General features: G+C 40.6%; 23 protein-coding genes. 6 read left to right on the plus strand and 17 right to left on the minus strand.

The window, feature by feature from the left end; all coding sequences use genetic code 11:
- Window positions 1-586: 586 nt before the first annotated feature.
- The 4 genes from NH153_RS08665 to gpmM are packed head-to-tail and all read right to left on the minus strand — an operon-like array spanning window position 587 to window position 5,372.
- The gene (locus NH153_RS08665; protein WP_063702898.1) at window positions 587-1,345 is read right to left on the minus strand and encodes a divergent polysaccharide deacetylase family protein; all 759 of its coding nucleotides are present in this window, start codon (window positions 1,343-1,345) and stop codon (window positions 587-589) included.
- Window positions 1,346-1,380: 35 nt separating this feature from the next.
- Window positions 1,381-2,649 carry a S41 family peptidase gene (locus tag NH153_RS08670; protein WP_082874025.1) on the minus strand — a complete coding sequence of 423 codons (1,269 nt, stop codon included), beginning with the start codon at window positions 2,647-2,649 and terminating at the stop codon, window positions 1,381-1,383.
- A 35-nt stretch (window positions 2,650-2,684) separates the two neighbouring features.
- Window positions 2,685-3,824 carry a murein hydrolase activator EnvC family protein gene (locus NH153_RS08675; protein WP_063702900.1) on the minus strand — a complete coding sequence of 380 codons (1,140 nt, stop codon included), beginning with the start codon at window positions 3,822-3,824 and terminating at the stop codon, window positions 2,685-2,687.
- Window positions 3,825-3,827: 3 nt separating this feature from the next.
- A complete protein-coding gene (gene gpmM / locus NH153_RS08680; RefSeq protein WP_063702902.1) occupies window positions 3,828-5,372 on the minus strand; it encodes a 2,3-bisphosphoglycerate-independent phosphoglycerate mutase in 1,545 nt (514 codons plus the stop codon).
- A gap of 191 nt (window positions 5,373-5,563) precedes the next feature.
- Here gpmM and NH153_RS08685 point away from each other — a divergent pair, with 191 nt between their 5' ends.
- Genes NH153_RS08685 through gpsA form a run of 4 tightly spaced genes read left to right on the plus strand, consistent with a single transcriptional unit; the run spans window position 5,564 to window position 7,827 of the window.
- Entirely contained in the window at window positions 5,564-5,995 is a 432-nt protein-coding gene (locus NH153_RS08685; protein WP_063702904.1) for a rhodanese-like domain-containing protein, read from the plus strand.
- 34 nt (window positions 5,996-6,029) lie between these two features.
- Window positions 6,030-6,287 (plus strand): glutaredoxin 3, encoded by a 258-nt coding sequence (gene grxC / locus NH153_RS08690; RefSeq protein ID WP_063702906.1) that lies wholly within the window; start codon window positions 6,030-6,032, stop codon window positions 6,285-6,287.
- A 40-nt stretch (window positions 6,288-6,327) separates the two neighbouring features.
- Window positions 6,328-6,816: a protein-export chaperone SecB gene (secB, locus tag NH153_RS08695; protein WP_063702908.1), complete on the plus strand. Its 489-nt coding sequence runs from the start codon at window positions 6,328-6,330 to the stop codon at window positions 6,814-6,816.
- 3 nt (window positions 6,817-6,819) lie between these two features.
- Window positions 6,820-7,827: an NAD(P)H-dependent glycerol-3-phosphate dehydrogenase gene (gene gpsA, locus NH153_RS08700; RefSeq protein WP_063702911.1), complete on the plus strand. Its 1,008-nt coding sequence runs from the start codon at window positions 6,820-6,822 to the stop codon at window positions 7,825-7,827.
- 74 nt (window positions 7,828-7,901) lie between these two features.
- Here the strand turns inward: gpsA and NH153_RS08705 are convergent, their stop codons facing one another.
- Both NH153_RS08705 and trmL read right to left on the minus strand, forming a co-directional pair.
- Entirely contained in the window at window positions 7,902-9,785 is a 1,884-nt protein-coding gene (locus NH153_RS08705) for a sensor domain-containing protein (protein WP_063702913.1), read from the minus strand.
- Window positions 9,786-9,889: 104 nt separating this feature from the next.
- Window positions 9,890-10,354, minus strand: coding sequence for a tRNA (uridine(34)/cytosine(34)/5-carboxymethylaminomethyluridine(34)-2'-O)-methyltransferase TrmL (gene trmL, locus NH153_RS08710; RefSeq protein WP_054550977.1), 465 nt, complete (start codon window positions 10,352-10,354; stop codon window positions 9,890-9,892).
- 101 nt (window positions 10,355-10,455) lie between these two features.
- On the opposite strand from trmL, the gene NH153_RS08715 reads away from it, so the two are divergent.
- Window positions 10,456-11,364: a cation diffusion facilitator family transporter gene (locus NH153_RS08715; RefSeq protein WP_082874026.1), complete on the plus strand. Its 909-nt coding sequence runs from the start codon at window positions 10,456-10,458 to the stop codon at window positions 11,362-11,364.
- Here NH153_RS08715 and NH153_RS08720 read toward each other — a convergent pair.
- From NH153_RS08720 to NH153_RS08730, 3 genes are read right to left on the minus strand one after another with little or no spacing between them, the layout of a single operon-like run.
- A complete protein-coding gene (locus tag NH153_RS08720) occupies window positions 11,343-12,281 on the minus strand; it encodes an alpha/beta fold hydrolase (RefSeq protein WP_063702915.1) in 939 nt (312 codons plus the stop codon). The genes NH153_RS08715 and NH153_RS08720 overlap by 22 nt on opposite strands.
- On the minus strand, window positions 12,282-13,667 hold the full coding sequence (locus NH153_RS08725) for an ATP-binding protein (RefSeq protein WP_082874027.1): 1,386 nt from the start codon (window positions 13,665-13,667) through the stop codon (window positions 12,282-12,284).
- Between the two features lies 1 nt (window position 13,668).
- The gene (locus NH153_RS08730; protein ID WP_054550979.1) at window positions 13,669-14,358 is read right to left on the minus strand and encodes a response regulator; all 690 of its coding nucleotides are present in this window, start codon (window positions 14,356-14,358) and stop codon (window positions 13,669-13,671) included.
- 171 nt (window positions 14,359-14,529) lie between these two features.
- Here NH153_RS08730 and NH153_RS08735 point away from each other — a divergent pair, with 171 nt between their 5' ends.
- A complete protein-coding gene (locus tag NH153_RS08735) occupies window positions 14,530-15,057 on the plus strand; it encodes a Spy/CpxP family protein refolding chaperone (RefSeq protein WP_063702917.1) in 528 nt (175 codons plus the stop codon).
- A gap of 64 nt (window positions 15,058-15,121) precedes the next feature.
- On the opposite strand, the gene yacG is transcribed toward NH153_RS08735, so the two are convergent.
- From yacG to nadC, 8 genes are all read right to left on the minus strand, one after another.
- Window positions 15,122-15,352, minus strand: coding sequence for a DNA gyrase inhibitor YacG (yacG, locus tag NH153_RS08740; protein ID WP_063702920.1), 231 nt, complete (start codon window positions 15,350-15,352; stop codon window positions 15,122-15,124).
- Between the two features lie 74 nt (window positions 15,353-15,426).
- Window positions 15,427-17,103: a type IV-A pilus assembly ATPase PilB gene (gene pilB, locus NH153_RS08745; RefSeq protein ID WP_063702922.1), complete on the minus strand. Its 1,677-nt coding sequence runs from the start codon at window positions 17,101-17,103 to the stop codon at window positions 15,427-15,429.
- A 193-nt stretch (window positions 17,104-17,296) separates the two neighbouring features.
- Entirely contained in the window at window positions 17,297-17,896 is a 600-nt protein-coding gene (coaE, locus tag NH153_RS08750) for a dephospho-CoA kinase (protein ID WP_063702925.1), read from the minus strand.
- Between the two features lie 2 nt (window positions 17,897-17,898).
- On the minus strand, window positions 17,899-18,795 hold the full coding sequence (locus NH153_RS08755; RefSeq protein WP_063702927.1) for a prepilin peptidase: 897 nt from the start codon (window positions 18,793-18,795) through the stop codon (window positions 17,899-17,901).
- Between the two features lie 163 nt (window positions 18,796-18,958).
- On the minus strand, window positions 18,959-20,185 hold the full coding sequence (locus tag NH153_RS08760; RefSeq protein WP_063702929.1) for a type II secretion system F family protein: 1,227 nt from the start codon (window positions 20,183-20,185) through the stop codon (window positions 18,959-18,961).
- An 8-nt stretch (window positions 20,186-20,193) separates the two neighbouring features.
- The gene (locus tag NH153_RS08765) at window positions 20,194-21,570 is read right to left on the minus strand and encodes an O-antigen ligase family protein (RefSeq protein WP_063702931.1); all 1,377 of its coding nucleotides are present in this window, start codon (window positions 21,568-21,570) and stop codon (window positions 20,194-20,196) included.
- A complete protein-coding gene (locus tag NH153_RS08770) occupies window positions 21,533-21,961 on the minus strand; it encodes a pilin (RefSeq protein ID WP_063702933.1) in 429 nt (142 codons plus the stop codon). The genes NH153_RS08765 and NH153_RS08770 overlap by 38 nt, the downstream gene beginning before the upstream one ends.
- A gap of 493 nt (window positions 21,962-22,454) precedes the next feature.
- The gene (gene nadC / locus NH153_RS08775; protein WP_063702935.1) at window positions 22,455-23,303 is read right to left on the minus strand and encodes a carboxylating nicotinate-nucleotide diphosphorylase; all 849 of its coding nucleotides are present in this window, start codon (window positions 23,301-23,303) and stop codon (window positions 22,455-22,457) included.
- Window positions 23,304-23,442 lie beyond the last annotated feature (139 nt).

Raw genomic sequence — 23,442 nt, forward strand, 5'->3', positions numbered from 1 at the left:
ACTTCAGTGCCGAATCTAGACCATAACAAACACATTCACGGCTAAAGCCATTCCTACGAGATGCGTATCTCAGTCGTCAGATATTAGATGTCAGTTGATCTACCGGGTTGTTAGGTAACTGAGTCTCCCTCAGCAACAAACCCCGTAGGAGGCACTTCAGTGCCGAATTCAGACCTTAACAACTACATTCATAGCTAAAGCCATTCCTACGAGATGCGTATCTCAGACGTCAGATATTAGATGTCAGTTGATCTACCGGGTTGTTAGGTAACTGAGTCACCCTCAGCAACAAACCCCGTAGGAGGTACTTCAGTGCCGAATCTAGACCATAACAAACACATTCATGGCTAAAGCTATTCCTACAAGTACACTTTACCTAGAGCCTAGAGCCTAGAGCCTAGAGCCTAAAACCTAGAGCAGAGGGAGACGCAGTACAAAACAACCCCACCGCGCGGCTGATCGCTGATAGCTCTGTGTTTATGTTGGGTTTCGCTTCGCTCTACCCAACCTACGCAATATTTCCAAACTTTACTCTTGCAACTTTCCCCTTGCTAACTCGCTAACTCACCACTCCCGTTTATAACACTCATTCCCCTTGTCTTTGCTCTGCTTTGGCAAGCTGAATGTATTTTGTTTCGACTAGTTGTGACAGGGGAACAAGCTCGAAGCCTTGTTGTTGTAGTTTTGGGAGTGCTTGCTGGAGAAATGCAACAGTTTCTGGGTAGGGGTGGGCGATGGCGATTGCGTAGTTGAAGTGCTCAGCTTTGGTTTTTAGTTCTTCAAGTTGATGTTGTAGCTGGCTTTGGGTGATATTGTTATCAAGAAATACATGGCGAGATACATTAGCCACACCATAGAGGTTAGCAACGGTTTGTGCTTCACTTTGGCTCGTTGTACGGCTGTCTAAGAAGTACAAACCACGTTTCTTTAAAACTTCCATCGTCCATTTCATTGGCTCTGTAAGCTGTGTTAGCTCAGATCCCATGTGGTTATTGACTCCTTTTACTTGTGGTAAAGAGGCTAACGCATGGCCAAGGGTTGTTTGTAACTCTGACTTAGTCATGGTATCCGTAAGTGCACCAGGACCTAGCGCCTTAGTTTTATCAAGCGCTTGCATTGGTACATGTAAAAGTAATTCTTTATGAGTTTTACTGGCACGTTCAGCAAATATTTGTGAATAGGGAGTATGGGGCAAGATAGAAAAAGTCACTTGCCCTGGTAAGTTTAATATTTCAAGATCGCGCTGATGATTGCCTATATCATCGATTACTATAGCTATTTGCTTTGCTTGGCAAAATAGCGGTAGGCAACATACTGCGAGTAATAAGCCTGTTTTTAGATTCACTTTTTGTAATTATTATATCCGTTGTGAGCATTTACTTACTGCATAATAACGAGTTGCTTTGCTGTAAGTTGCTTTTTATCTTGTCTATCTAGAAGTGAGCTAAAAAGCGCCAATTCTTGGATGTTTTTTATTATAACGCCTTGGTCAATTTCTGAAAGCATTGTTTGATTAATACTCACATCGGGGGTGATCCCTTTCCCATCGATAGATTGACCCGAAGGTGTGTAATAACGTGCGGTAGTCAGTTTTAATGCAGTATTACCGTTACCTAATGGTATCAACGATTGCACTGAGCCTTTACCAAATGAGGTTTCGCCAATTAACACCGCCCGTTGATTATCTCTCAGTGCTGCTGCAAGTATTTCAGCCGCAGAGGCTGAGTTTTCGTTAATCAGAACAGCAATAGGCGCGCCACTTAGTATGTCGCCCTTGTGAGCTTGGTACTTCTGATTAGCTTCATTGAAGCGACCTTTGGTTGATACTATGGTGCCGTTATCTAAAAACAGATCGGCGACTTCAACGGCCCCTTGCAATGTACCGCCGGGGTTATCGCGTAAATCAATGATTAATCCTGAAAGAGGGAAGCTATTGGTGATTTGCATTTTCGCAATTTCGCGAGCAACATCATGCAATGTGTGATTGTTAAATGCGTTGATACTGATAAGCGCAACGCCTGTATCTGCTAAATGGCCACGCACACTTTCTAGGTTAATTTGCTGGCGCTTAATAGAGAAGTTTAACTCGGTTTCTTTCTCTCTTTTAACAGCAACATCAACAGCGCTTTGGCCGCTTTGACGAATTAATTTGGCTACTTCTTCGATGCTTTTGTCCAAAATAGGCTGTTGATTGATCGCTATGACTTCATCATTCACTTGAAGGCCTGCAAGCGCTGCCGGTGAATTATTTATAGTATTCACAATATATACACGACCCTCTTCTACTTTTACCTCTATACCGAGCCCGGTGTATCTACCATTTGTACTACTGAAAATAGCATCGAGCTCCGTTTCATCCAGATACTTTGAGTATGGGTCAAGGCGTGAAAATAACGCTTCAACTTGTAAGTTGTCCGGTTGGGTTACAAATGAGTTTTGCAACTTAAGATCATCAACATAGTAGGTGTGAATATTAAACAGGATTTCGTTTAATTGCTGATGCTGTAGTGACTTTAACGAGGGTTTTGCAATAGCTTGAAACGATTGCAGCATCAGCCATAGCAAGCCGACAAGTAATATAAAAGACAGCTGAGTGACATACTTAGCTGGGGATAAATGCGCTTTGTAAGAGTAAGTTGTGTTTAGCATCAGCTGCTCCTCATTGGGTGCAGCTATTTAATCAATTAAATGCGTCTGCACCATTTTACAGGATTTACTGCGCGTCCTTTGTGGCGTATTTCAAAGTATAGACCAGGATCGGGTTGTCCGCCGCTTTGACCGACTAAAGCTATCGTTTCGCCTTCTCTAACAAGGTCGCCAACATCGCGAAGCAGCGTTTGAGCGTGGCCATACAAGCTCATGAAGCCATCGCCATGATCAATAGCGATAACCCAACCAAAGCCATTGAGCCAGTCAGCGTAAACGACTTGGCCGTTCTGGACACTTTTAACATTACTGCCTTCTTTTGCACTGATCAGCACGCCTTTCCAATCTAGGTTGCCGTGTTTACGTTGCCCAAAACGATGGCGCAAATCACCTTTGGTTGGCCAGTCGAGTTTACCTTTACTACTTTGTAAGCCGAGTAACTCAACTTTTTCGTTTCGCTCTTGTTCAAGCTCTTCGATGGCGGTAATTAGGGTTTGCTCATTTTCTTTTAAGTAATCAATTGAGCTCTTTGTTTCTTTTAACGCTGACTGGAGTTTATTAAGGTTAGTTTTACGTTCTTGTTGTGCATTGACTAAAGCTTGCTGACGTCTATTTTGTTCGTCGTATAGGGCTAGTAGGCGTTGTTTGGTTTTCTCAAGTTCAGCTTGATTATCCGCAATTTCTTGCTGTAGTGCTTTGAGCTCTTCGATTTGTTCGATTCGCGCTTTATTGAGGTAATTGTAATAACTTAGTGTGCGCTCAATTTTGGCCGTGTCTTGCTGGCTAAGCAGCATCTTTGAGTAGTCGTGGCTACCCGCCATGTAGGCACTTTTTAGTTGTGCAGCTAATAAGGTCTGTCGCTGTGCTTGCTGCTCTTTAAGTTGTTCAGCTTTAGCTTGTTGTTCGCGTTGTTGTTGTTCGTTTTCTTTAACTGACTGTGCTGCCAAATTTAATGCTTTGGCATTTTTAGCGATGTCGAGTTCATGAGCGCGAAGATCTTTGCGCATCTGGGCAATAGACTTGCGTTGACCTTTAAGTTCAGCCTCTGTTTTTTGTAAAGCTGATTGAATATCAGATAAGTCTTTTTTGGTTTGATCTTCATTAGCAACAACTGATGTTGCTGCTAATGAAGTCAGTATTAAACCAGTTTTAATGAAGTGGTTAATACGTTTGATCATAGCTTATTTCAGCGTCATGATTGGTTTGCCAGTCATTTCACTTGGCTGCTCTAAGCCGAGTAGGTGAAGCATGGTTGGTGCTACATCACTTAACGTTTTACCATCATGCGGTGTCGCATCGCGGCCAACATAAATAAATGGCACTGGCTCACTTGTGTGTGCTGTATGTGCTTGCCCTGTAGCCGGGTTAGCCATTTGTTCGGCATTACCATGATCGGCTGTGATCAGCGCTTCACCGCCATGTTCCTCAAGTGCAGCAATCACTCGACCAATACAGTGGTCAACTGCCTCACATGCTTTCACTGCAGCTTCGAATACACCTGAGTGACCTACCATGTCTCCGTTAGGGTAGTTACAGATGATGGCATCGTATTTACCGCTAGCGATTGCTTCAACAAGTTTATCGGTTAGCATTTCTGAGTTCATTTCTGGTTGCAGATCATATGTTGCAACTTGAGGTGAAGGGATAAGTTCGCGCGTTTCACCAACAAATTCATCTTCACGTCCACCACTAAAGAAAAAGGTCACGTGTGCGTATTTTTCTGTTTCAGAAATACGTAGCTGTGTTTTACCTTGTTTCTCTAACCATTCGCCTAATACATTTGTTAGAGGTTCTGGTGCAAACGCAATCGGTGCTTTGATGTCTGCTGCATACTCAGTCATCATTACAAATGCGCTTAACTGTGGTGATTTTTTCTTATCAAAACCACTGAAGTCAGCATCAACAAAGGCACGAGTCATTTCACGTGCTCGGTCTGCTCTAAAGTTAGCAAAGATAACAGTGTCGCCGTCATTGATCTCGGCTGCTGTTTGGCCTTCTGGTATTACTGTTGTTGCAGCAACAAATTCATCATTCTCGTCACGTGCATAAGCAGCTTCTAGTGCGGTTACACCATCTGTGTAGCTATATTCAGCAATGCCACTTACCATAACGTCATAAGCAAGCTCGACACGATTCCAACGATTATCGCGGTCCATTGCATAATAACGACCAACAAGCGTTGCTAAACGGCCACAGCCAAGTTCAGCAAATACAGCTTCGATACGCTCAATTGAGGCTTTTGCACTGCGTGGTGGCGTGTCTCGACCGTCTAAGAAACCATGGAAGTAAACTTCTTTTGCACCGCGCTTAGCAGCTAGTTCGATCGTCGCAACAATGTGGTCTTCGTGACTATGAACGCCACCTGGGCTTAAAAGGCCCATGATATGCACGGCTTTGCCTGCATTTACTGCTTTGTCGATATTATCAACAAGTGCTGGGTTGCTATCGAACTCACCATCATCAATGGCTTTAGTGATACGCGTGAAATCTTGATAAACGATACGGCCAGCACCTAAATTTACGTGGCCTACTTCAGAGTTACCCATTTGTCCTGCAGGTAAACCAACATCAAGTCCCGAACCTGAAATTAATGTATGTGGACGCGTTGCCCAAAGGTTGTCGAGTACTGGGGTATTAGCAGCAAGTATGGCGTTACTTTCTGTGTCTTCACGGTATCCCCAACCGTCTAAGATCATTAATACCAATGGTTTTTTATGCTCTGTCATTATAGCTCCTGAAGATTGGCACTTATATATCACTAGCATACCGTGTTTTATGGTTTTGATCAGCTATCAATATGTCATATTAAAATATTTCACGCCCTAGCATTTTCAATTCAAGCACGTATACTTGCGTGGCAAATTTTAATTAACCCATGGCTATGCGCTGTGGTACCTAATTTCTTAGTGGAAAACGCATGGATCAATATATTGAATTTATCTCAAATCATCCGGTTCTGAGTATTATCTGGCTAGCATTAGTTGCAATGCTGATCAGCAGTTGGTTTAAAAGTAAATTTTCGGCTATTCGTCAAATCAACCCACAGCAACTTACCTTGCTAATTAATCGTGAAGATGGTCAAGTGGTTGATATGCGTGCACAAAAAGAGTTTAACTCTGGCCGTATTGCTGGTGCAACTCACTTAAATCCAGAAAAAGCAAAACAATCTGATTTTTCAAGCCTTGAAAAGTTTAAGAGTAAACCCATTATACTAGTATGTACCACGGGCATGACTGCCTCAGGTATCGCAACTGCAATGCATAAAGCAGGTTTTGAGCGTGTTTATGTATTAGCGGGCGGCATGGGTGCTTGGCAATCAGCTAGCTTACCTACAACAACCGGTCGTTAATCAACACTGCTAACAGCCCGATAGAGGAATTATTATGAGTAATGTTGTTCTTTACACAAAAGCATATTGTCCATACTGCCAACGCGCTTTGGCTTTATTAGACAGCAAAGGTGTAGACTACACGAATATCGATATTGGTGTTCACCCTGAGCGTCGTGATGAAATGATCGACAAAGCAAATGGTGGTTACACAGTTCCGCAAATTTTCATTAATGATGAACATATCGGCGGTTGTGACGACATGATGGCAATTGAAGCGCAAGGCCTTTTAGACGCAAAGCTTAACGCTTAATAAATTAAATTATAAAAACGAATACAAGTTAGGAATTACAATGAACGAAGAAATCCAAAACGCAGCAGCAGAACAACAAGCAGGCGCTCAATTCTCAATCCAACGCATTTACACTAAAGATGTTTCTTTTGAGACGCCTAATTCACCTGCTATTTTCCAAAAAGAGTGGACACCAGAAGTTAAACTTGACTTAGATACTCGTTCTAACAAATTAGAAGAAGGTGTTTTTGAAGTTGTTCTTGCGTTAACCGTAACGGCTTCAATCGGTGAAGAAACTGCATTCCTTTGTGAAATCCAACAAGCAGGTATCTTCACTATCGGTGAAGTAGAAGAAATTCAACTTGCGCACATGTTAGGTGCTTTCTGCCCGAACGTACTTTTCCCTTACGCTCGTGAAGCTGTATCAAACCTAGTTAACCGTGGTACTTTCCCACAATTAAACTTAGCGCCAGTTAACTTTGACGCACTATTTGCTCAATACATGCAACAACGTGCTGCTCAAGACCAACAGGCAACTGCAGACGCATAAGCTATGAGTACAGCACAATCAGCTGTTACAGTATTAGGGGCGGGGTCTTATGGCACCGCCCTTGCTATTTGCTTTGCCAGAAATGGCCACCCAGTTACTTTGTGGGGCCGCAATAGCGATGACGTTGCCACGCTTGCAGCTGAGCGAAAGAATCAACGTTATGTTCCTGATGTTAGCTTTCCTGATACGCTTCAACTAGAAGCTGATTTAGAAACGGCAGTTAAAGCAAGCAAGATCATTCTTGTTGTTGTGCCAAGTCATGCTTTTGCTGGCACACTTGAAAAAATTAAACCTTGGTTGTTAGAAGGCGCCGAAGTTGCGTGGGCGACAAAGGGTTTAGAACCTAATACTGGCCGTTTACTGCAAGAAGTAGCAGTGCAAGAGTTAGGGGATGATATTCCACTGGCTGTGCTTTCTGGGCCTACTTTTGCCAAAGAAATGGCAATGGGTTTACCAACCGCTATTTCAGTATCGTCGACCTCGAAAGATTTCGCTAAGCAGCTGGCTGATCTTTTACACTGTGGTCGTTCATTTAGGGTGTATAACAATGATGATTTCATTGGTATACAGCTTGGTGGTGCAGTTAAAAATGTTATTGCGATTGGCGCAGGCATGTCTGACGGTTTTGGCTTTGGCGCTAACGCTCGTACAGCGTTGATCACACGCGGTTTAGCTGAGCTGTGTCGTTTAGGTTGTGCATTGGGTGCTCGTTCAGATACCTTCATGGGTATGGCTGGCCTCGGTGACTTGATCTTAACCTGTACAGATAACCAATCTCGTAACCGTCGTTTTGGCCTTGCTCTTGGTAAAGGTGAAGGCGTAGAAGCCGCGATTGAATCTATTGGTCAGGTTGTCGAAGGCTATAGAAATACTAAAGAAGTGTATTTACTTGCTGAGCGTACTGGTATTGAAATGCCAATAACGGAGCAAATTTACAAAGTGCTTTATGAAAATAAAGATGTAAAAGAAGCTGCGATGGCACTACTTGGCCGTGAGCAAAAATCTGAATAATTTAGATTGTGCACTGTTAAATAAAAAACGCGATTTATTAATCGCGTTTTTTATTTAATGTACAGTTGCAACCACTAGCTAGACTGCTGCTTTTCTAGCGTATCATTAATAAATTCGCTGACTTGCTCAGCTTTTAGTGGTTTACAGTAATAATAACCTTGTTGAAAATGACAGCCCATAATATGCAGCATGTAGGCTTGCTCTTCAGTTTCTACTCCTTCAGCTACCACATTAATATCCAAATATTTAGCTAGCCGCACTATGGTGGCGGTGATGTTGCGATCTTGCTCATTCTTATCGATATCTTTTACGAAGGACTTGTCAATTTTTAGCGTATCGATCGGAAAACGCTTTAAGTAACTGAGTGATGAATGACCCGTACCAAAGTCATCCAGCGCGATGTGCACACCAATTGATTTAATGCGCTTCATTTGCTGCTCTGCAAATTCAGGGTTATCCATCATGGCGCTTTCTGTGATCTCAAGTTCTAAGCAATGTGCCGGCACGTCAAATTTTGCTAAGTTGTCGATGAGTGTTTCAATAAGACTACTTTGCTGAAAGTGTAAGGCTGAAATATTAATTGCGACATTACCAAACGAAATACTTTGTTTGCGCCACTGTGCCAATTGATTAAGCAGCTGCTCCATTAGTAACTGGGTCAGCGGAATAATGGCACCATTTTGTTCGGCTAGCGGAATGAACTCATCGGGGTTAATCACACTGCCATCTTCTTGAGGCCAGCGAACTAGAGCTTCAAAGCCGTATAGCTGATTATGCTGGGCATCAAACTTAGGCTGAAAATAAAGCTCAAACTCATTGTTGGTAATAGCTCTGAATAAAGCGCTTTCTTTGGTTAACTCGGTTGGGTCGAGGGTATGACGGTCTTTATCAAAAAATTGATATGTATTACGACCCATTTTTTTTGCATGATTCAAAGCACTATTTGCACTGCGCATTAAGTTTTCGCAGTTGTAGGCGTTGTCTGGGTAGATAGCAAGACCACAGCAAGCTGATAGCGAGGTCTCAAAACCATCTAACATAAAAGGGGTTTTAAACTGCTGAAGCACGATGTCAGCGGTTTTTTTGGCGAAGAACACCGTTTTGCCAGAATAAAGATAGGGCGGAACGAGTACCGCAAATTCATCTGCACCGAGTCTTGCAATGGTAAAGCCTGAATTTAGTGAGTCAGTTAAACGACAGGCCACTTCTTTTAGTAGTACATCACCAATTGTGTGACCGAGCGAATCGTTAATCTTTTTGAAATTGTCTATGTCGATAAAGATGATCAACAGGCTAGGGTAAGTGTCGTTACAGGCTTTAATTGCTTTTTCAAGTGACTCTATAAAAATAGCGCGGTTTGATAATCCCGTGACACTGTCTTTGGTGGTGAGCTTGAGCATAGTTCGCTCATTATTCTTACGTGCAGTGACATCAGAAAACATGCCAACGTAACGTACAGAGCTTTTTGCAAAGCGTGGTGTGGTTACTTTTGTTATACATAAATCAATGGCGTAAGGTTGCCCATCTTTGCGTAAATTCCAAATTTCGCCAGACCAATAACCGTCGTTACTTAGCTCTTGTTGAATGATTTCTTCAAGTTGTTTATCGCGACCAGCTTGCGTTAATGCTTTGAATTTTTTGCCAAGTACGTCGGCTTTTTTATACCCCGATATTTCACTAAATGCGTTATTGATTTCGATAATCCGAAACTGTTCATTGGTGACCCAAATACCATCTTTAGATTGAGAAAGTAGGGCATCCATCAGCGTCATCTTTTGGTTTCTTTGATAATAGATAACCGCACCAATGAGGATGACAATTGCTAAAAGGAGCAGCAGTAACAGGGGCGTTGTATTGGGGGCTTGCGAGGTAGAGGAATTCTGCACAGCAGCAGAAGCAGCACTAGAAAAGTACTGCATCAGCAAAATAATACTGTATACTCGGGCGAAAAAGCGCATTAAAATCCATCTTTAGGAACAAACTCACCTATTTAGGTTAGTCCATAAAAAATGGTCGTGCTAAACAATTAGTAAATATTTATTACAAGCGCTTTTTCAATGAGTTATTGGCCGTTCACAAACCCCAGCTGACGCCAAGATTCATAAACAAATACAGCAACTGAGTTAGATAAGTTCATACTACGGCTGTCTTTTTGCATTGGAATGCGTACACGTTGTTCTTTCGGCAACGATTGAATGAGTTCATCAGGTAAGCCACGTGTTTCAGGGCCAAACACTAAACAATCGCCGGGTTGGTATTGTGCTTGATGATGAAATTGACTGCCCTTGGTGGTGCAAGCATAGACTTTTTTCGGTTGGCATTTTTCAAGATATGCTTCAAACGAGGCATGGCGCTGTACATGGCTAAACTCATGATAATCAAGACCTGCACGTTTTACGCGTTTATCATCCCACTCAAAACCAAGTGGTTCAATTAGGTGTAACGCATAACCTGTGTTTGCGCATAAGCGAATGATATTACCCGTGTTTGGTGGAATTTCTGGTTGGTACAACACAATATCAAGCATGTGAATCTCATTTAAAAGGATTTTATCTGCTGCTGAGTATACACGAACTAGAATTAAAAGATGATATACTCAACACAGTTACTCACTAAAGGTAAGTTGTTGTGCAGCATCGTAGTTATGAGTTTTGGGTTAAAATAGCCAGCCTAGTCACCATTGTTATGGTGAGTTTAATGATTGCGGCAAAAAGCTGGGCATGGCTTGCATCTGGCTCGGCGTCAATGCTGGGTTCATTGACTGATTCGTTAATGGATATCACCGCATCGCTGATGAGTTTTTTAGTGCTTGGCTATGCACTGCGTCCTGCTGATGACGACCATCGCTTTGGTCACGGAAAAGCTGAAGCGTTAGCTGGGCTTGCACAGGCCGCTTTTATAGCAGGCTCAGGTTGTTTCTTAGCGTTTCATGGGATTGAGCGCTTATTTAATCCGGTAACCTTAAAGCATTCTGATCTTGGTATTTGGGTTAGTATCTTTGCTATTGTTTGTACGCTCGTGGTGGTCTTTGTACAAACTAAGGTGATCAACCACACCGAATCAATCGCCATTAAAGCTGACTCGATTCACTATAAAGGCGATCTAATCTTAAATTTGGCCGTACTACTGGCAATTGTGTTAGCGAAGTACGGTGTCGCTTATGCCGATCCATTGTTTGCTATAGGTGTGGCTGTTTATTTACTTTATAACAGCTGGGATATTGCCCGCGAAAGTGCTGATCACTTAATGGATAAAGAGCTTCCTGATGAAGAGAAACAACAAATACTGGCCATTGTGAATAGTCATCAAGACGTATTTGGTGCCCATGATATTCGTACTCGCCAGGGTGGTAAAATTAAGTTTATTCAGATGCATTTAGAGTTAGAAGATTCTCTATCTTTGATAAGAGCCCATCAAGTTGCAGATGAAGTAGAAGCATTAATTCAAACGCATTTTGATTGTGAAATGGATGTTCTGATGCACCTAGACCCACTTTCTGTGGTTAAGAAAACACGTCAAAGTTCTGCACAAAATTGATAAAAATCGCTGAGTACTGCTTTTCTAATTTCGTCGCGTTCACACAATAACTCGTGGCGAGCGCCCGCATAGGTTTTCAGTTGTGCTTTTTGCCTATGGCTAAGTGCAAATTGTGCAGCGTTATCGACTACAGTATCTTGCTCGGCGCTGGCGATAAATAAAGGAATATCGACTTTTTTATCGACTAAAGAAGCAATAAAATCAAATGATGCATTAAGCCAACCATAGGTTACGCCACCTAGCTGTAAATCGTGTTCTGCTGCATACAGCTCTCTAAACAATTTATAACGAATTTCACTACTGGTTAGCTCATTGGCTGCAAAGTCGACTGGTAAATAATCGCGTTGGCCAAATGCGTAGCTGCGGCCGAGACCAAGTAAGGATGCAATTTTAGCAGCCAGTTTTGCTACAGGTTTAGGTGTCCCTTTGGTATAGATATCAAACATCGGCGCTGATAAAAAAGCCCCTGCAAATTGATGTTGATAACGCGACAGGTAATCATAGGCAATGGCACTGCCCATTGAGTGACCAAGCAAAATCTGCTTTCCCTGCCAGTGCTGTTGCACCACTTTTTCTATAAATACAGCAAAGTCATCAGCGTAATCAGTAAAGCGGTTTACATAGCCCTTATGAGCGTTTTTTAAATGACGATAAGAGCGACCTTGCCCCTGGTGATCAACACTAAAAACAGCAAAGCCATTTTGATATAGCTCCCATAGCAACTCTTTGTATTTAATCAGAGACTCAATTCGGCCACTACTGATGACGATAGCCGTTTTTGCTTGCTGAGGGATCGCATAGCCGTAAAAAAGCTTACCATGAGCAGTGCTCAGAAAGTCTTGCTGTAATTGCTCAGAGAAAAACTGATTAATATTAGGTAGGTTACTGACAAGACTTACTTCGCTACTGTAAAACATTTACTCACTCTTAAAAGGTAGACGGATGTTTACGCACAATCCGCCATGTTCTTGGTTTTCAAGTGTTAGTGTACCATCATGTGCAGAGATAGCATTCTTTGCAATCGCAAGACCTAAGCCCGTGCCCCCGGTGTTTCTATCACGAGCATGCTCTTGGCGAAAAAAAGGTTCACAGAGCCTTGCAAGATTTGCCTCATCAACGCCTTTACCATCGTCACAAACGGTGATGTAAATAGCGTCTGATTCAACTAGGCCTATTGAGATTGAATGTTCAGCGTATTTAATGGCATTACGTAGTACATTCTCAAGCGCGCTGGCAATTAAGGTTTCGTCACACTTCAAATCGGCTGTTAGTGTACCATTTATAATAAGTTCTTTATTACTTTGCTTAGCTTCAAATTGAGCATCGTTGAGTACATGATCAACAATCACTTGTAAAGATTGTGTGCTTAACGCCAGAGTCTGGCTTTTGGCTTCTAAACGTGAAACTTGAAGGACATCGGCAATCATTTTATCGAGCTGATTAGCCTCTTTTTCAATACGCTCTAAATAAGCGTGTTGAGCGTCATCGGCTTGCATTTGTGCAAGGCCTGTTGCCATTTTTAAGCGCGTTAATGGTGAGCGTAGTTCATGGGAAATATCTGCTAGTAATCGTTTTTGAGCGCTAATAAGCTGCTCAAGTTGTACTGCCATAGTATTAAAGTCACGACCAAGTACACCTAACTCATCTTGACGCGTAGGAGATACATCGGCACGGGCAGTTAAGTCACCATGAGCCAGTTTTTTTGCAGTTTCTTTTAAACTATTAATGGGAGCTATTAAGTTACGACTAAAGAAGAAACTCAGCATTAATGAGGCGATTAAAGCAATAAGTAGCTTTAGCCAAATTGGCATTAGCCATAAGCTGACAAAAAACGGCTTTTTACGTTTTTCATCAATCTCATAAAGATAAAACTTACCCTCTGGCACATTCAAAACGACAGGTCCATAAGCTTGGTATTCGTCGGTAAAAATAATTTGTGGGCGCATATATTTGGTGAAGTTAAGCAAGCTTAAATCAATCTCTTTGGATACTGGTTGGCTGAGCATTTCAACGCCATGCACCTCACCATTCAAGTACAGCAACTTATGTTTAGATAAGCGTGGGTGTGACAGTACATCTTGCGTTGAGCCACCGTGTTTAGCAACAATACGCTCAATACTTTTAGCAGTGTACTCTAGGTTCTTAAGCATGGGTCCTCGCAGCTCATCATTACCCACGTTACTCGTTAGTTGGCTTAAAAATACCAATATTGTGATAGTGGCGATAACGGTGACCCAAAACCAAGCAAATATTTTTAAAAATAAATAGTGGCGGGGATGCTTCAACCAGCTTGGAGTTTGCATATTATTCGCCTTGTATTAATACATAACCACTGCCACGCATGGTTTTGATTCGTTCATTACTAACGTGTTCTGCAATCTTTTTACGGATGTTGCTGACATGCATATCGATTGAACGGTCAAAAGGGGCAAGGCGTCTACCAAGGACTTGCTCACTTATTTGTTCTTTGCTGATCACTTCACCAGCATGTTGTACTAGCATGGCAAGGATCTCATACTCAGTGCCGGTTAGACTTAGTACATTGTCTTTAACAGAAGCTTCTCGCGTGGCAAAATTAACATTGATGCTGTTGACACTCAATGAGCTGGCTTGTTGGCTCGATAAGCTATTGATATGTTCGATGCGACGGGTAATTGCTTTAACGCGAGCTAGCAGTTCTCTGTGGTTAAATGGCTTAGGAATATAATCATCTGCGCCTAGCTCTAAACCAAAGATACGATCAAAGTCTTCGCCTTTCGCGGTTAGCATGATCACTGGGGTAAGCTTATGTTGTCTTAACTGCTTTAGCACCTCAAAGCCATCCATAGAGGGTAGCATCACATCGAGCAATATAAGCTCGTAGTTATGCTTTATAGCTTGTTTTAGGCCTTCAGCGCCATCATGAACACACTCTACTGTAAAACCTTGTGCTGATAAGTACTCGCTGAGTAATTCGCACAATCCTGTATCGTCGTCGATCATTAATAGTTTCATTCTGACACCTAGCTATTTATTTCTTTAAGGTTATTTTACTCAGTAAATTGTGTAAAAGTGAATCTTTACACAACCTTTACACTGGTTTGCGTTCCTTTGCATTGAATTAGTTATAGTTAACCCATCAGTCGGAAACGACAACAGAGCACAACCCAACAAAAGGTAATGATTATGACTATTTCAAATAAGCTTTCTAAATTCGTACTTGTTTGTGGTTTAGCAGCAGCCAGTGTAGGTGCTACTTCAGCAATGGCGAAAGGTGACTTCAACCGTGGTATGAATCCACAGGCTCGTTTTTTACTTTCTGAGCGTGGTATTGATAAATTACAACTTACCGAAGATCAGCAAACGCAACTTAAAGCGATTTTTGCCGAGCAGAAAACACAATTTGAAGCACTGCGTGGCGATAAAGATGCAATGAAAGCCGCTCGTGCAGCACATAAAGAAAAGATGGATGCATTATTAACAGCGAAAACATTCGATGAAAATGCAGCATTAGAACTGATTAAAGCGCGTCAAGAAAAGGGCGAACAGTTTGCAATGCTAAAAATGAAATCTGACCATGCGATTTGGCAGGTTTTAAATGCAGAACAGCGCGAAAGTTATCAAGAGATTAAAAAGCACCTTCGTAAAAAAGGTCACAAAAAGGGCCACCATGGTCCACGTGGCGAGCAAGGAGATGAAAGCTCAGAAGGTTAAAAGCGAATTGGTATTACTATTAAAAAATGCGGCAAATGCCGCATTTTTTATTGTTCCGCTTTATTCATTTGAAGAATGAATCATCGTTTTTTGCCAGCATCGCTTCGATATCCTCAATCATATCTTGGCTCAAATCATTAGCATTGCTAATTGGGCTAGAAATTTTATTGTTTTCAAACGACCACTCGCCTAAATCTATCAGCTGGCAGCGTTTTGAGCAAAATGGACGATGCGGACTTTGCTCTGACCATTCAACTTTGGCTTTGCATGTTGGGCAGTTTACAACTGTTGGCATGGAATAACTCTCAAATAAGCACTTTTGTCAGATCTTACTGAACAGCTGGCTGATAATCCAGTCACGAATTTGTATTAGAAACTCGTTACTCGGTTTATTTCTGCCAGTGAAGTAACACCATCAGCGGCTTTCTTCAGGCCAGATAAACGCAGGTTATTAAAACCTGAACGAAGTGATACTTCAGCGATTTCGAGTGAGTTACCACCACGCATGATAATTTGTGCTATTTCAGGGGTAATCTGCATGACTTCGTAAATACCCACTCGACCTTTATAGCCTTCAGTACAGCTATCACAACCTTTTGGTGCAAACAGTTGTATCTCGCTAAGCTTGTCTTTATCAAAGCCTTGGCGAATAAGTTCTTCATCAGGTAGTTTTTCTGGCGTTTTACACTTAGGACAAAGTCGTCTTGCAAGACGCTGCGCAATAATAAGACTGATTGAACTTGCTACGTTGTAAGCAGGCACACCCATATTTAAAAGACGGGTAAGAGTTTCTGGCGCTGAGTTGGTATGCAGGGTTGATAAAACTAAGTGACCCGTTTGCGCCGCTTTAATTGCTATTTCAGCGGTTTCAAGGTCACGGATCTCACCCACCATAACCACATCAGGATCTTGTCGTAAGAAAGCCTTTAATGCATTGGCAAAGGTCATATCTGCCTTTGGATTAATTTGTACTTGGTTAATCCCTTCAAGGTTGATCTCTACTGGATCCTCGGCAGTACTGATATTACGCTCTGGCTGGTTAAGAATATTTAAACCCGTATAAAGTGATACCGTTTTACCAGAGCCCGTTGGACCGGTTACTAAGATCATGCCTTGCGGTTGATCAAGTGCATCCATGTAAAGCTTTTTCTGCTCTGGCTCATAGCCAAGTACATCGATACCAAGCATAGCACTTGATGAGTCGAGAATACGCATTACGATTTTCTCGCCCCAAAGGGTAGGCAAGGTACTTACACGGAAGTCGATACTTTTACGTTCAGTGATTTTAAGCTTAATACGGCCGTCTTGAGGTTTTCGCTTTTCTGCTATATCAAGTCGTGACATAACCTTGATACGCGCTGATAAGCGGCTCGCTAAGCTATTCGGTGGACTTGCCATTTCATGCAAAATACCATCGATACGAAAACGTACACGGTAACGATGTTCATAAGGCTCAAAGTGTAGATCTGATGCACCTTTTTTTATCGCATCCATCAAAATTTTATTGATGTAGACAATAATAGGGGCATCGTCTTTGTCTTCATCTTTGCTGGCTAAATCGCGAGGGGCTTCTGTTTCAAGCTCACCAAGTTCTTTAAACTCATCTTCACTTAAATGTAAGCCACCTGCGGCATCAAGTAATTGCTCGATTTTGTTTTCAAGTTGCGTGTAATCAACAACGACCACTTCACATGAAAGGCCCGTACTAAATTCAAAGTTTTCAAAGGCACCGTAGTCGGTTGGATCTGAGGCGGCAATGTAAAGCTTACGGCCTTTTTTAACGAGAGGTAGAATGTGGTGCTCACGAATGAGTTTGTCTTTAACAAGTTCTTCGCTAATGTTCGCAACGTCAAAGTCTTTGATGTCAAAATAAGGCACACGAAAAAGATCTGTACATTGCTCTGCGAGCTCATGTCCAGCCATTCCACATGTTTTAGAAATAAGCTCTGCAGTAGAGTTATATTCGCGCTGCTTTGATTTTACGGTCTCTGCATCAATGCGACCGAGTGTAATAAATTTTCGAAGTAGCGGTGAGTTTATATTCATTGCGCACCTAGATTGATCCTTTATTGCCACAATCTAACAGAAAAAGTAAGGCTATTACATCAGTCTTGTCTGATTTTAGGAAAATTGCAAAATAAATTCACCTAAAACTCAGTTGTTTAGAATGGGGTTTGGTACTTTTGTATTGGTTTTTATGGGTTCTAATTTATGAGAATCTATAAATAAAATCAATACCCTAGTGAGAGTGCATTAGGTACTTTTTGTGTAGCTTTTGCACATCAGCTTTTACTTCTTCAAGAGGGCGGTTGTTATCCAAAATATCACCCGCTTTTTGTTGTTTATCAGCTCTGCTCATTTGTGAGGCTATGATTTGCTTGGCTAATTCATCAGATACGTTATCTCGGGCTGTTGTTCTTGTTATTTGTACATCAACAGGAACATCAATTAGTAAGGTATGATTGCAGTATTTTTCTAAGCCGTTTTCAAAAAGTAAGGGAGCAACTAATATGACATAGTGGCTGGTGGCCAGCTTTAATTGGCTCAGCATTGTTTCTCGAATAAGTGGGTGCAATAAGTTATTAAGCCATTGCTTTTGTGATTCATCAGCAAAGATAATTGCTCTTAGTTTTGCGCGATCAAGTGTGCCGTTACTCGTGAGTATCTCATCACCAAAATGTTCAGTAATTTTTTTAAGGCCAAGTGAACCAGGCTCGACGACTTCTCTGGCGACAATATCGGCATCAACCACCTGAATGCCAAACTCTTCAAACATGGCGCTTACCGCACTTTTACCTGAACCAATACCGCCAGTTAGCCCTAAAACCCAGTTTGCCATAATTAGTAACCTAAATAGTTAAAGTAATAGCTTTGAATTTGCTCACCCCAAAGTAAGGTTAGCCATCCAGCGATGGCAAGGTAGGGCCCAAATGGGATTGGCGTAGTTTTGTCTTTACCTTGAATGATGATTTGTGCAATGCCGATGATGGCACCTACGACACTTGATAACAGCACGATAGTTAAAATATCTTGCCAGCCAAGTAGTGCACCAAATACGGCTAAAAGTTTAAAGTCGCCATAACCCATGCCTTCTTTACCCGTAGCAAGCTTAAACAACCAGTAAACACTCCATAAACTCAGGTAGCCAACCGCAGCGCCGATAATTGCATCGCTCGGCGCAATAGTAATATCCATAGTGGCCGCAATTAGCGCCAGCCAAACGAGTGGCAGGGTGAGTTGGTCGGGCAGTAACATATGATCTATATCGATAAAGGTTAAAGCGACTAAAACCCAAGTAATCAATATATAAAGAAGAGCAAGCGTTGTTGGTCCAAAAACAGCAGCGACAACTAAACTTAAAACTGCTGTAAGCATTTCAACAATAGGGTAGCGCACAGATATCGGTGTCTGACAATTTGCACAGCGACCTTTTAGCAGTAGCCAACTTATCACAGGAATATTTTGCCAAGCTTTAATCGGTGCTTTGCATTTAGGGCAAGTTGAATTAGGTTTTACTAAATTAAAGGGAGCTTGTTCTGTTTGCTGTTTTGAATTGAGCTCATCGGACAATACAATACGGCACTCAGTTTGCCATTCTCTTTTCATCATCAGTGGCAATCGATAAATCACCACATTCAAAAAGCTACCAATACACAGGCTAACTAAGCCGACGGTCAAAAAATAAAACCACTGCTGACTTTGCATCGCAGTGGTTATATCAAGAAAAAAGTTTTCCATTAAAATACCTAACTTCTGGCCATTTAAAGGCCGATTTTATTTCGCTGTGTTGAACTATTCTTATTATTTTTTTTGTGTTGAAGCTATCAATCAGCGTTTAAAGTTATACTTACAACTTACAACTTACAACTTACAACTTACAACTTACAACTTACAACTATGTTTAAATCACCGAACCTAATTGGAATATAGGCAAGTACATAGCAACAATTAAACCACCGACAAGCACACCTAAAACAGCCATAATTAGAGGCTCAAGTAAGCTAGATAAACCATCTACGGCATCATCGACTTCTTGCTCATATATCGTTGCCACTTTAGCAAGCATGCCATCAAGTGAGCCCGACTCTTCACCTATGGCCACCATTTGTACGACCATATCAGGGAAGATTTTAGCGTTTTTCATCGCCCAGTTCATTAAGTTACCTGAACTTACCTCGGCTTTTATCTCTAAAATTGCATAACGATACACTGCATTACCTGAAGCGCCCGCGGCAGAATCAAGTGCATCAACTAAGGGCACACCAGCAGCAAAAGTAGTTGATAAAGTGCGAGCATAGCGCGCAACCGCTGCTTTATTCAAAATCATACCAATAACAGGCAGTTTTAATATCGCTCTATCGTTGGCATCTCTGAGTTTTTTACTCTTAAGGAGGGCTTCTTTATATGCAAAACCAGTTGCGATAACAGTAATAAGAATTATCCACCAATATTCCTGCATAAACTCAGAAATACCAATCACCATCAAAGTAAATGCAGGTAACTCAGCACCAAAGCCATTAAAAATATCTTGAAATTGTGGTACTACAAATATAAGAAGAATAGATGTCACAATAACTGCAACAACCAAAACAGCAATCGGATAAAACATAGCTTTTTTAATTTTTGATTTTAAAGCCTCTGCTTTTTCTTTATAAAGTGCAACACGGTCAAAAATTTTATCAAGGGCACCTGACTGCTCACCTGAGGCCACTAAGTCGCAATATAAATCATCAAAATAGCGAGGGTGCTTTCTTAGGCTTTGTGATAAGGGCATGCCAGATTTAACATCATCACCAATACTTTCCATTAGTTTAGCGACACTTTTATTTTTTGCACCTGATCCGATCATTTCTATTGATTGAATTAGTGGCACACCAGCCAATAGCATAGTTGCTATTTGGCGGGTTATTAAAGCAATATCTTTAGGTGTTATTTTTTGAACTCTTGAGCCAAATAGGGGTTTCGCTTTACGTTTGACTTTAGAGGGAGTAATACCTTGCTTTCTGAGTTGTGCTTTGACTAAAGCAATGCTTTGACCTGACAGTTCACCTTCAAGCTTTTTACCTCGAGAGTTAACACCTATCCACTGAAAGGTATCTAAGCTTTGATTGTTTTGTTGTTTAGTCATTAGAAGTCCTAAAAAGAAAAATTGCAATACTCTATGGAAAACTGACCATGCGCCCAATAATTTGGCCCCAAGAAGCTATTATCTTTACATTTATAGGTTATAAAAGCAGAAGCTAAGTATATTATCAGTGTTGATGTAAGTATAATCTTCAACCAATAACTACTGGTAAAAAAAATATCACTTCTAGAACCCGCATTTTCCGAGTTACTAATCAGTACGCCAAGAAATATTAGCATAAATGTTTGTGGAATAGGCATAACAATCACACCGGAAAAAAAAGAAAGAGTGAGCATACTTAAAAGTGCAAGTAGGCAAGTTTCGTGTTCTGGCGAAATTTCACCATCTTTATTTTTTTTTATATTTTTGTAAATTACTCTTAATACAAATCCCACTATGGTAAATGCAGGAATGGCCCCTAATTCATACACCAATTGAAGAATGCTATTGTGAGGATGTCGAACACCAAAGTTATAATTTATATAGCTACCGATGCCATTACCTAAAAAAAGTTCCTTTATACTCAAGTTTCTTAATAAATTTAACCAGATTTCGATGCGAGAAGAGCTTGATGTTCTAAACGTATAACCTATTGTTTGATTTGATTCTATAAAAAGACTGTACAGGAAGAATAGTATTAATGCTGATAGTGTGGCTTTTAATATAATCTTAAAATTATCTCGGTTAATTATTTTTAGGTTAATACCTAATAAGGTTGTTATCATACAAGATATAATGGCACCTCTTGCACCTGTTATGAATAAGAATGTGATATTTAACAATAGAATGATAAAGGCTATTCTAGAAAGCTTGTTGTTGTTTAAATAATATATTAGTACAGGAAAAGATAGAACTTGGAATTGGTTGAAAAATCTAATGTTATTAAATCCATAAATAATGTCATCAGCTTTAACAGTATTATCAAAAAATGCGTATATGGATAAATTTAGAATAGAACATGAAATTATTAATAAGTTTAAAAATAATATACTTAACAAGGTTGTTTTTAAATTTTTTTTTATCTTATAACCTAAGATTATAAAGCTAAAGAGAAGGATATAATGCAATAAATATAAAAGAGTTTCAATGGTAAAATTATTAATTGATAGAATGGCGAAAGTTAAGAGAAATGTTGTAAGATAAAGGTTGTTTTTGGACAGCTTTAAAGGGCTGAAGATAAAGATTGTAGTTATGGTGAATAAAAAAAATATTTGAATAATTCGCTTAGAGTCGTACAAAGCTGGGGAATGTAACGAAAATAAGAATATACTTAAAGAAAATAATGCAGGAGTTAAACTTAACAGCTCAATAGAGTTGTCAGGGGCTTTGTGAAAGCCCCTGTATTTAAAACTAGCTACCACGGCAGTTAGAAGGTAGGTACTTAGCATCTACAGTGCCAGCGTTACAGGTCCATTTTATAGAACCAGTGCCCGCAACACTTGGTGTAAATACAACAGTTTTTCCACTTTCAACTTTATCGTTGTAAGTCACAGTGATTACTCCGTCATCAACTTCTACACTTGTAACCGCATTACCTGTGATTGTTGTAGAAACAGGCATTCCTGCAGCAGCATTATCAGCAGGCCAACCTGCTTCAGAAACATAATACTCAGTAACAGCTGCTTTTGCTGATGCACCAAGTGTAATACCTTCACTGACGTGTGCACGTTTTGTGTAGTCTTGATAAGCAGGCAGTGCTACCGCTGCCAAGATACCGATGATTGCAACTACAATCATTAATTCAATTAGGGTGAAACCCTGTTGCTTTTGTTGTGTCATTTGTTCCTCTCCTAAAGGATATGATGATTTAGTAAGTTTAGCTGTAACTTAAGCGTTGTAAAACCATTGCTTAATTTACAGGATAAATCTTACAGTTTTACTTAAAACAACTTTTATTAACGCTTAAATGTTAACAAAGTAGTAAAAACCTTACTGGTTAAGCGTGTATAAATTTACTTTAGCATCAATAAATGTTTTTGGAAGCTATTTTCCTGTTCAGTAAGCAGTTTTTCAGAACTTTCCTACCTTTGTTTGATGTAAAATAAGCTTAGTTACACATATTTGTACTATTTATAGACACCGCATCCTTGCAGGAACTTATTGAATTGATTGCAATCTTGTGTAGGTTCAGGACGTGCGTATACAAAATAGTCAAAAGCGCTAAAAAGATATTGATTTTTTGTTATCTGTTCAGGCTTTTTACGTATTTAATGCTTTTTTTATTTTCTTGTCAACGAATTAGGTAAAACATTAAATACGTATAAAAGAATTTTTAGCCGTTAAATCGCATTGAAAGATCGATTGATTGTAAATTTTTTGTAAGTGCGCCACTTGAAATAAAGTCAACACCGGCCTGTGAATAGGCTTTTAAAGTTTCAAGTGTCATGTTGCCTGATACTTCAAGCTTTGCTCGCTTATCTGTAAGCACAACTGCTTGTTGAATTTGCTCTACAGTAAAGTTATCGAGCATGATGATATCAGCTCCCGCAGTGATCGCTTGTTCAAGTTCATCAAGTGATTCTACTTCTACTTCAACTGGCTTGGCTGGGTGGTTTACTTTAGCTTGAGCGACAGCTTTATCAATACCCCCGCAGGCAGCAATGTGGTTTTCTTTAATTAGGAACGCATCAAAAAGGCCGATGCGATGATTCGCGCCGCCGCCACATTTTACAGCGTATTTTTGTAGCGCACGTAAACCTGGAATTGTTTTACGCGTGTCGAGTAGCTGCGTAGTCGTGCCCTCAAGTTCTTTTACATAATGAGCTGTTGTTGTTGCTGTACCAGAAAGGGTTTGTACAAAGTTAAGAGCTGTGCGCTCTGCAGTTAAAATAGCACGAGCTGAGCCAGATGCTGTAAAAAGTGTGCTATTTGCAGCTACTTTGTCACCGTCATTTACGACTACGTTAACTTCAACTGAAGGATCAACTTGCTTAAATACTTCTAAAATAATGTCTTTACCACAAAATACACAGTCTTCACGAGTAATTACCTTAGCATTAGCTAGCTCATTTTCTGGAATTAGTTGCGCGGTAATATCACCGTCATTTGCGCTTTGGTAATCTAAATCTTCATCGAGGGCGAGTTTTACCAGTTGGCTAATTAAAGTGTGAGGGACTGACATGTCGAAAGCTCATTGTTTATTAATAAATTGGCGAAATTTTACTATGTTTAACCCCTTAATAGAAGACAAAGATCGGTCATAGTAAAGTATCCTTACTCTTACTTTAAGTGATTGAATCAAAGCAACTAGACCCTGAGAT

Origin of the sequence: Pseudoalteromonas gelatinilytica, from assembly GCF_001641615.1 — a bacterium.
Lineage (GTDB): Bacteria > Pseudomonadota > Gammaproteobacteria > Enterobacterales > Alteromonadaceae > Pseudoalteromonas > Pseudoalteromonas gelatinilytica.

Coding starts and splice junctions, on each gene's coding strand:
- trmL (WP_054550977.1), bottom strand. CDS start 10,354: ATGCTTGATATTGTGTTGTACCAACCAGAAATTCCACCAAACACGGGT.
- nadC (WP_063702935.1), bottom strand. CDS start 23,303: ATGTCAGTCCCTCACACTTTAATTAGCCAACTGGTAAAACTCGCCCTC.
- NH153_RS08675 (WP_063702900.1), bottom strand. CDS start 3,824: ATGATCAAACGTATTAACCACTTCATTAAAACTGGTTTAATACTGACT.
- NH153_RS08705 (WP_063702913.1), bottom strand. CDS start 9,785: ATGCGCTTTTTCGCCCGAGTATACAGTATTATTTTGCTGATGCAGTAC.
- NH153_RS08735 (WP_063702917.1), top strand. CDS start 14,530: ATGACTATTTCAAATAAGCTTTCTAAATTCGTACTTGTTTGTGGTTTA.
- pilB (WP_063702922.1), bottom strand. CDS start 17,103: ATGAATATAAACTCACCGCTACTTCGAAAATTTATTACACTCGGTCGC.
- secB (WP_063702908.1), top strand. CDS start 6,328: ATGAACGAAGAAATCCAAAACGCAGCAGCAGAACAACAAGCAGGCGCT.
- NH153_RS08685 (WP_063702904.1), top strand. CDS start 5,564: ATGGATCAATATATTGAATTTATCTCAAATCATCCGGTTCTGAGTATT.
- grxC (WP_063702906.1), top strand. CDS start 6,030: ATGAGTAATGTTGTTCTTTACACAAAAGCATATTGTCCATACTGCCAA.
- NH153_RS08755 (WP_063702927.1), bottom strand. CDS start 18,795: ATGGAAAACTTTTTTCTTGATATAACCACTGCGATGCAAAGTCAGCAG.
- NH153_RS08760 (WP_063702929.1), bottom strand. CDS start 20,185: ATGACTAAACAACAAAACAATCAAAGCTTAGATACCTTTCAGTGGATA.
- NH153_RS08770 (WP_063702933.1), bottom strand. CDS start 21,961: ATGACACAACAAAAGCAACAGGGTTTCACCCTAATTGAATTAATGATT.
- NH153_RS08670 (WP_082874025.1), bottom strand. CDS start 2,649: ATGCTAAACACAACTTACTCTTACAAAGCGCATTTATCCCCAGCTAAG.
- NH153_RS08730 (WP_054550979.1), bottom strand. CDS start 14,358: ATGAAACTATTAATGATCGACGACGATACAGGATTGTGCGAATTACTC.
- NH153_RS08725 (WP_082874027.1), bottom strand. CDS start 13,667: ATGCAAACTCCAAGCTGGTTGAAGCATCCCCGCCACTATTTATTTTTA.
- gpmM (WP_063702902.1), bottom strand. CDS start 5,372: ATGACAGAGCATAAAAAACCATTGGTATTAATGATCTTAGACGGTTGG.
- NH153_RS08720 (WP_063702915.1), bottom strand. CDS start 12,281: ATGTTTTACAGTAGCGAAGTAAGTCTTGTCAGTAACCTACCTAATATT.
- coaE (WP_063702925.1), bottom strand. CDS start 17,896: ATGGCAAACTGGGTTTTAGGGCTAACTGGCGGTATTGGTTCAGGTAAA.
- gpsA (WP_063702911.1), top strand. CDS start 6,820: ATGAGTACAGCACAATCAGCTGTTACAGTATTAGGGGCGGGGTCTTAT.
- yacG (WP_063702920.1), bottom strand. CDS start 15,352: ATGCCAACAGTTGTAAACTGCCCAACATGCAAAGCCAAAGTTGAATGG.
- NH153_RS08765 (WP_063702931.1), bottom strand. CDS start 21,570: ATGCTAAGTACCTACCTTCTAACTGCCGTGGTAGCTAGTTTTAAATAC.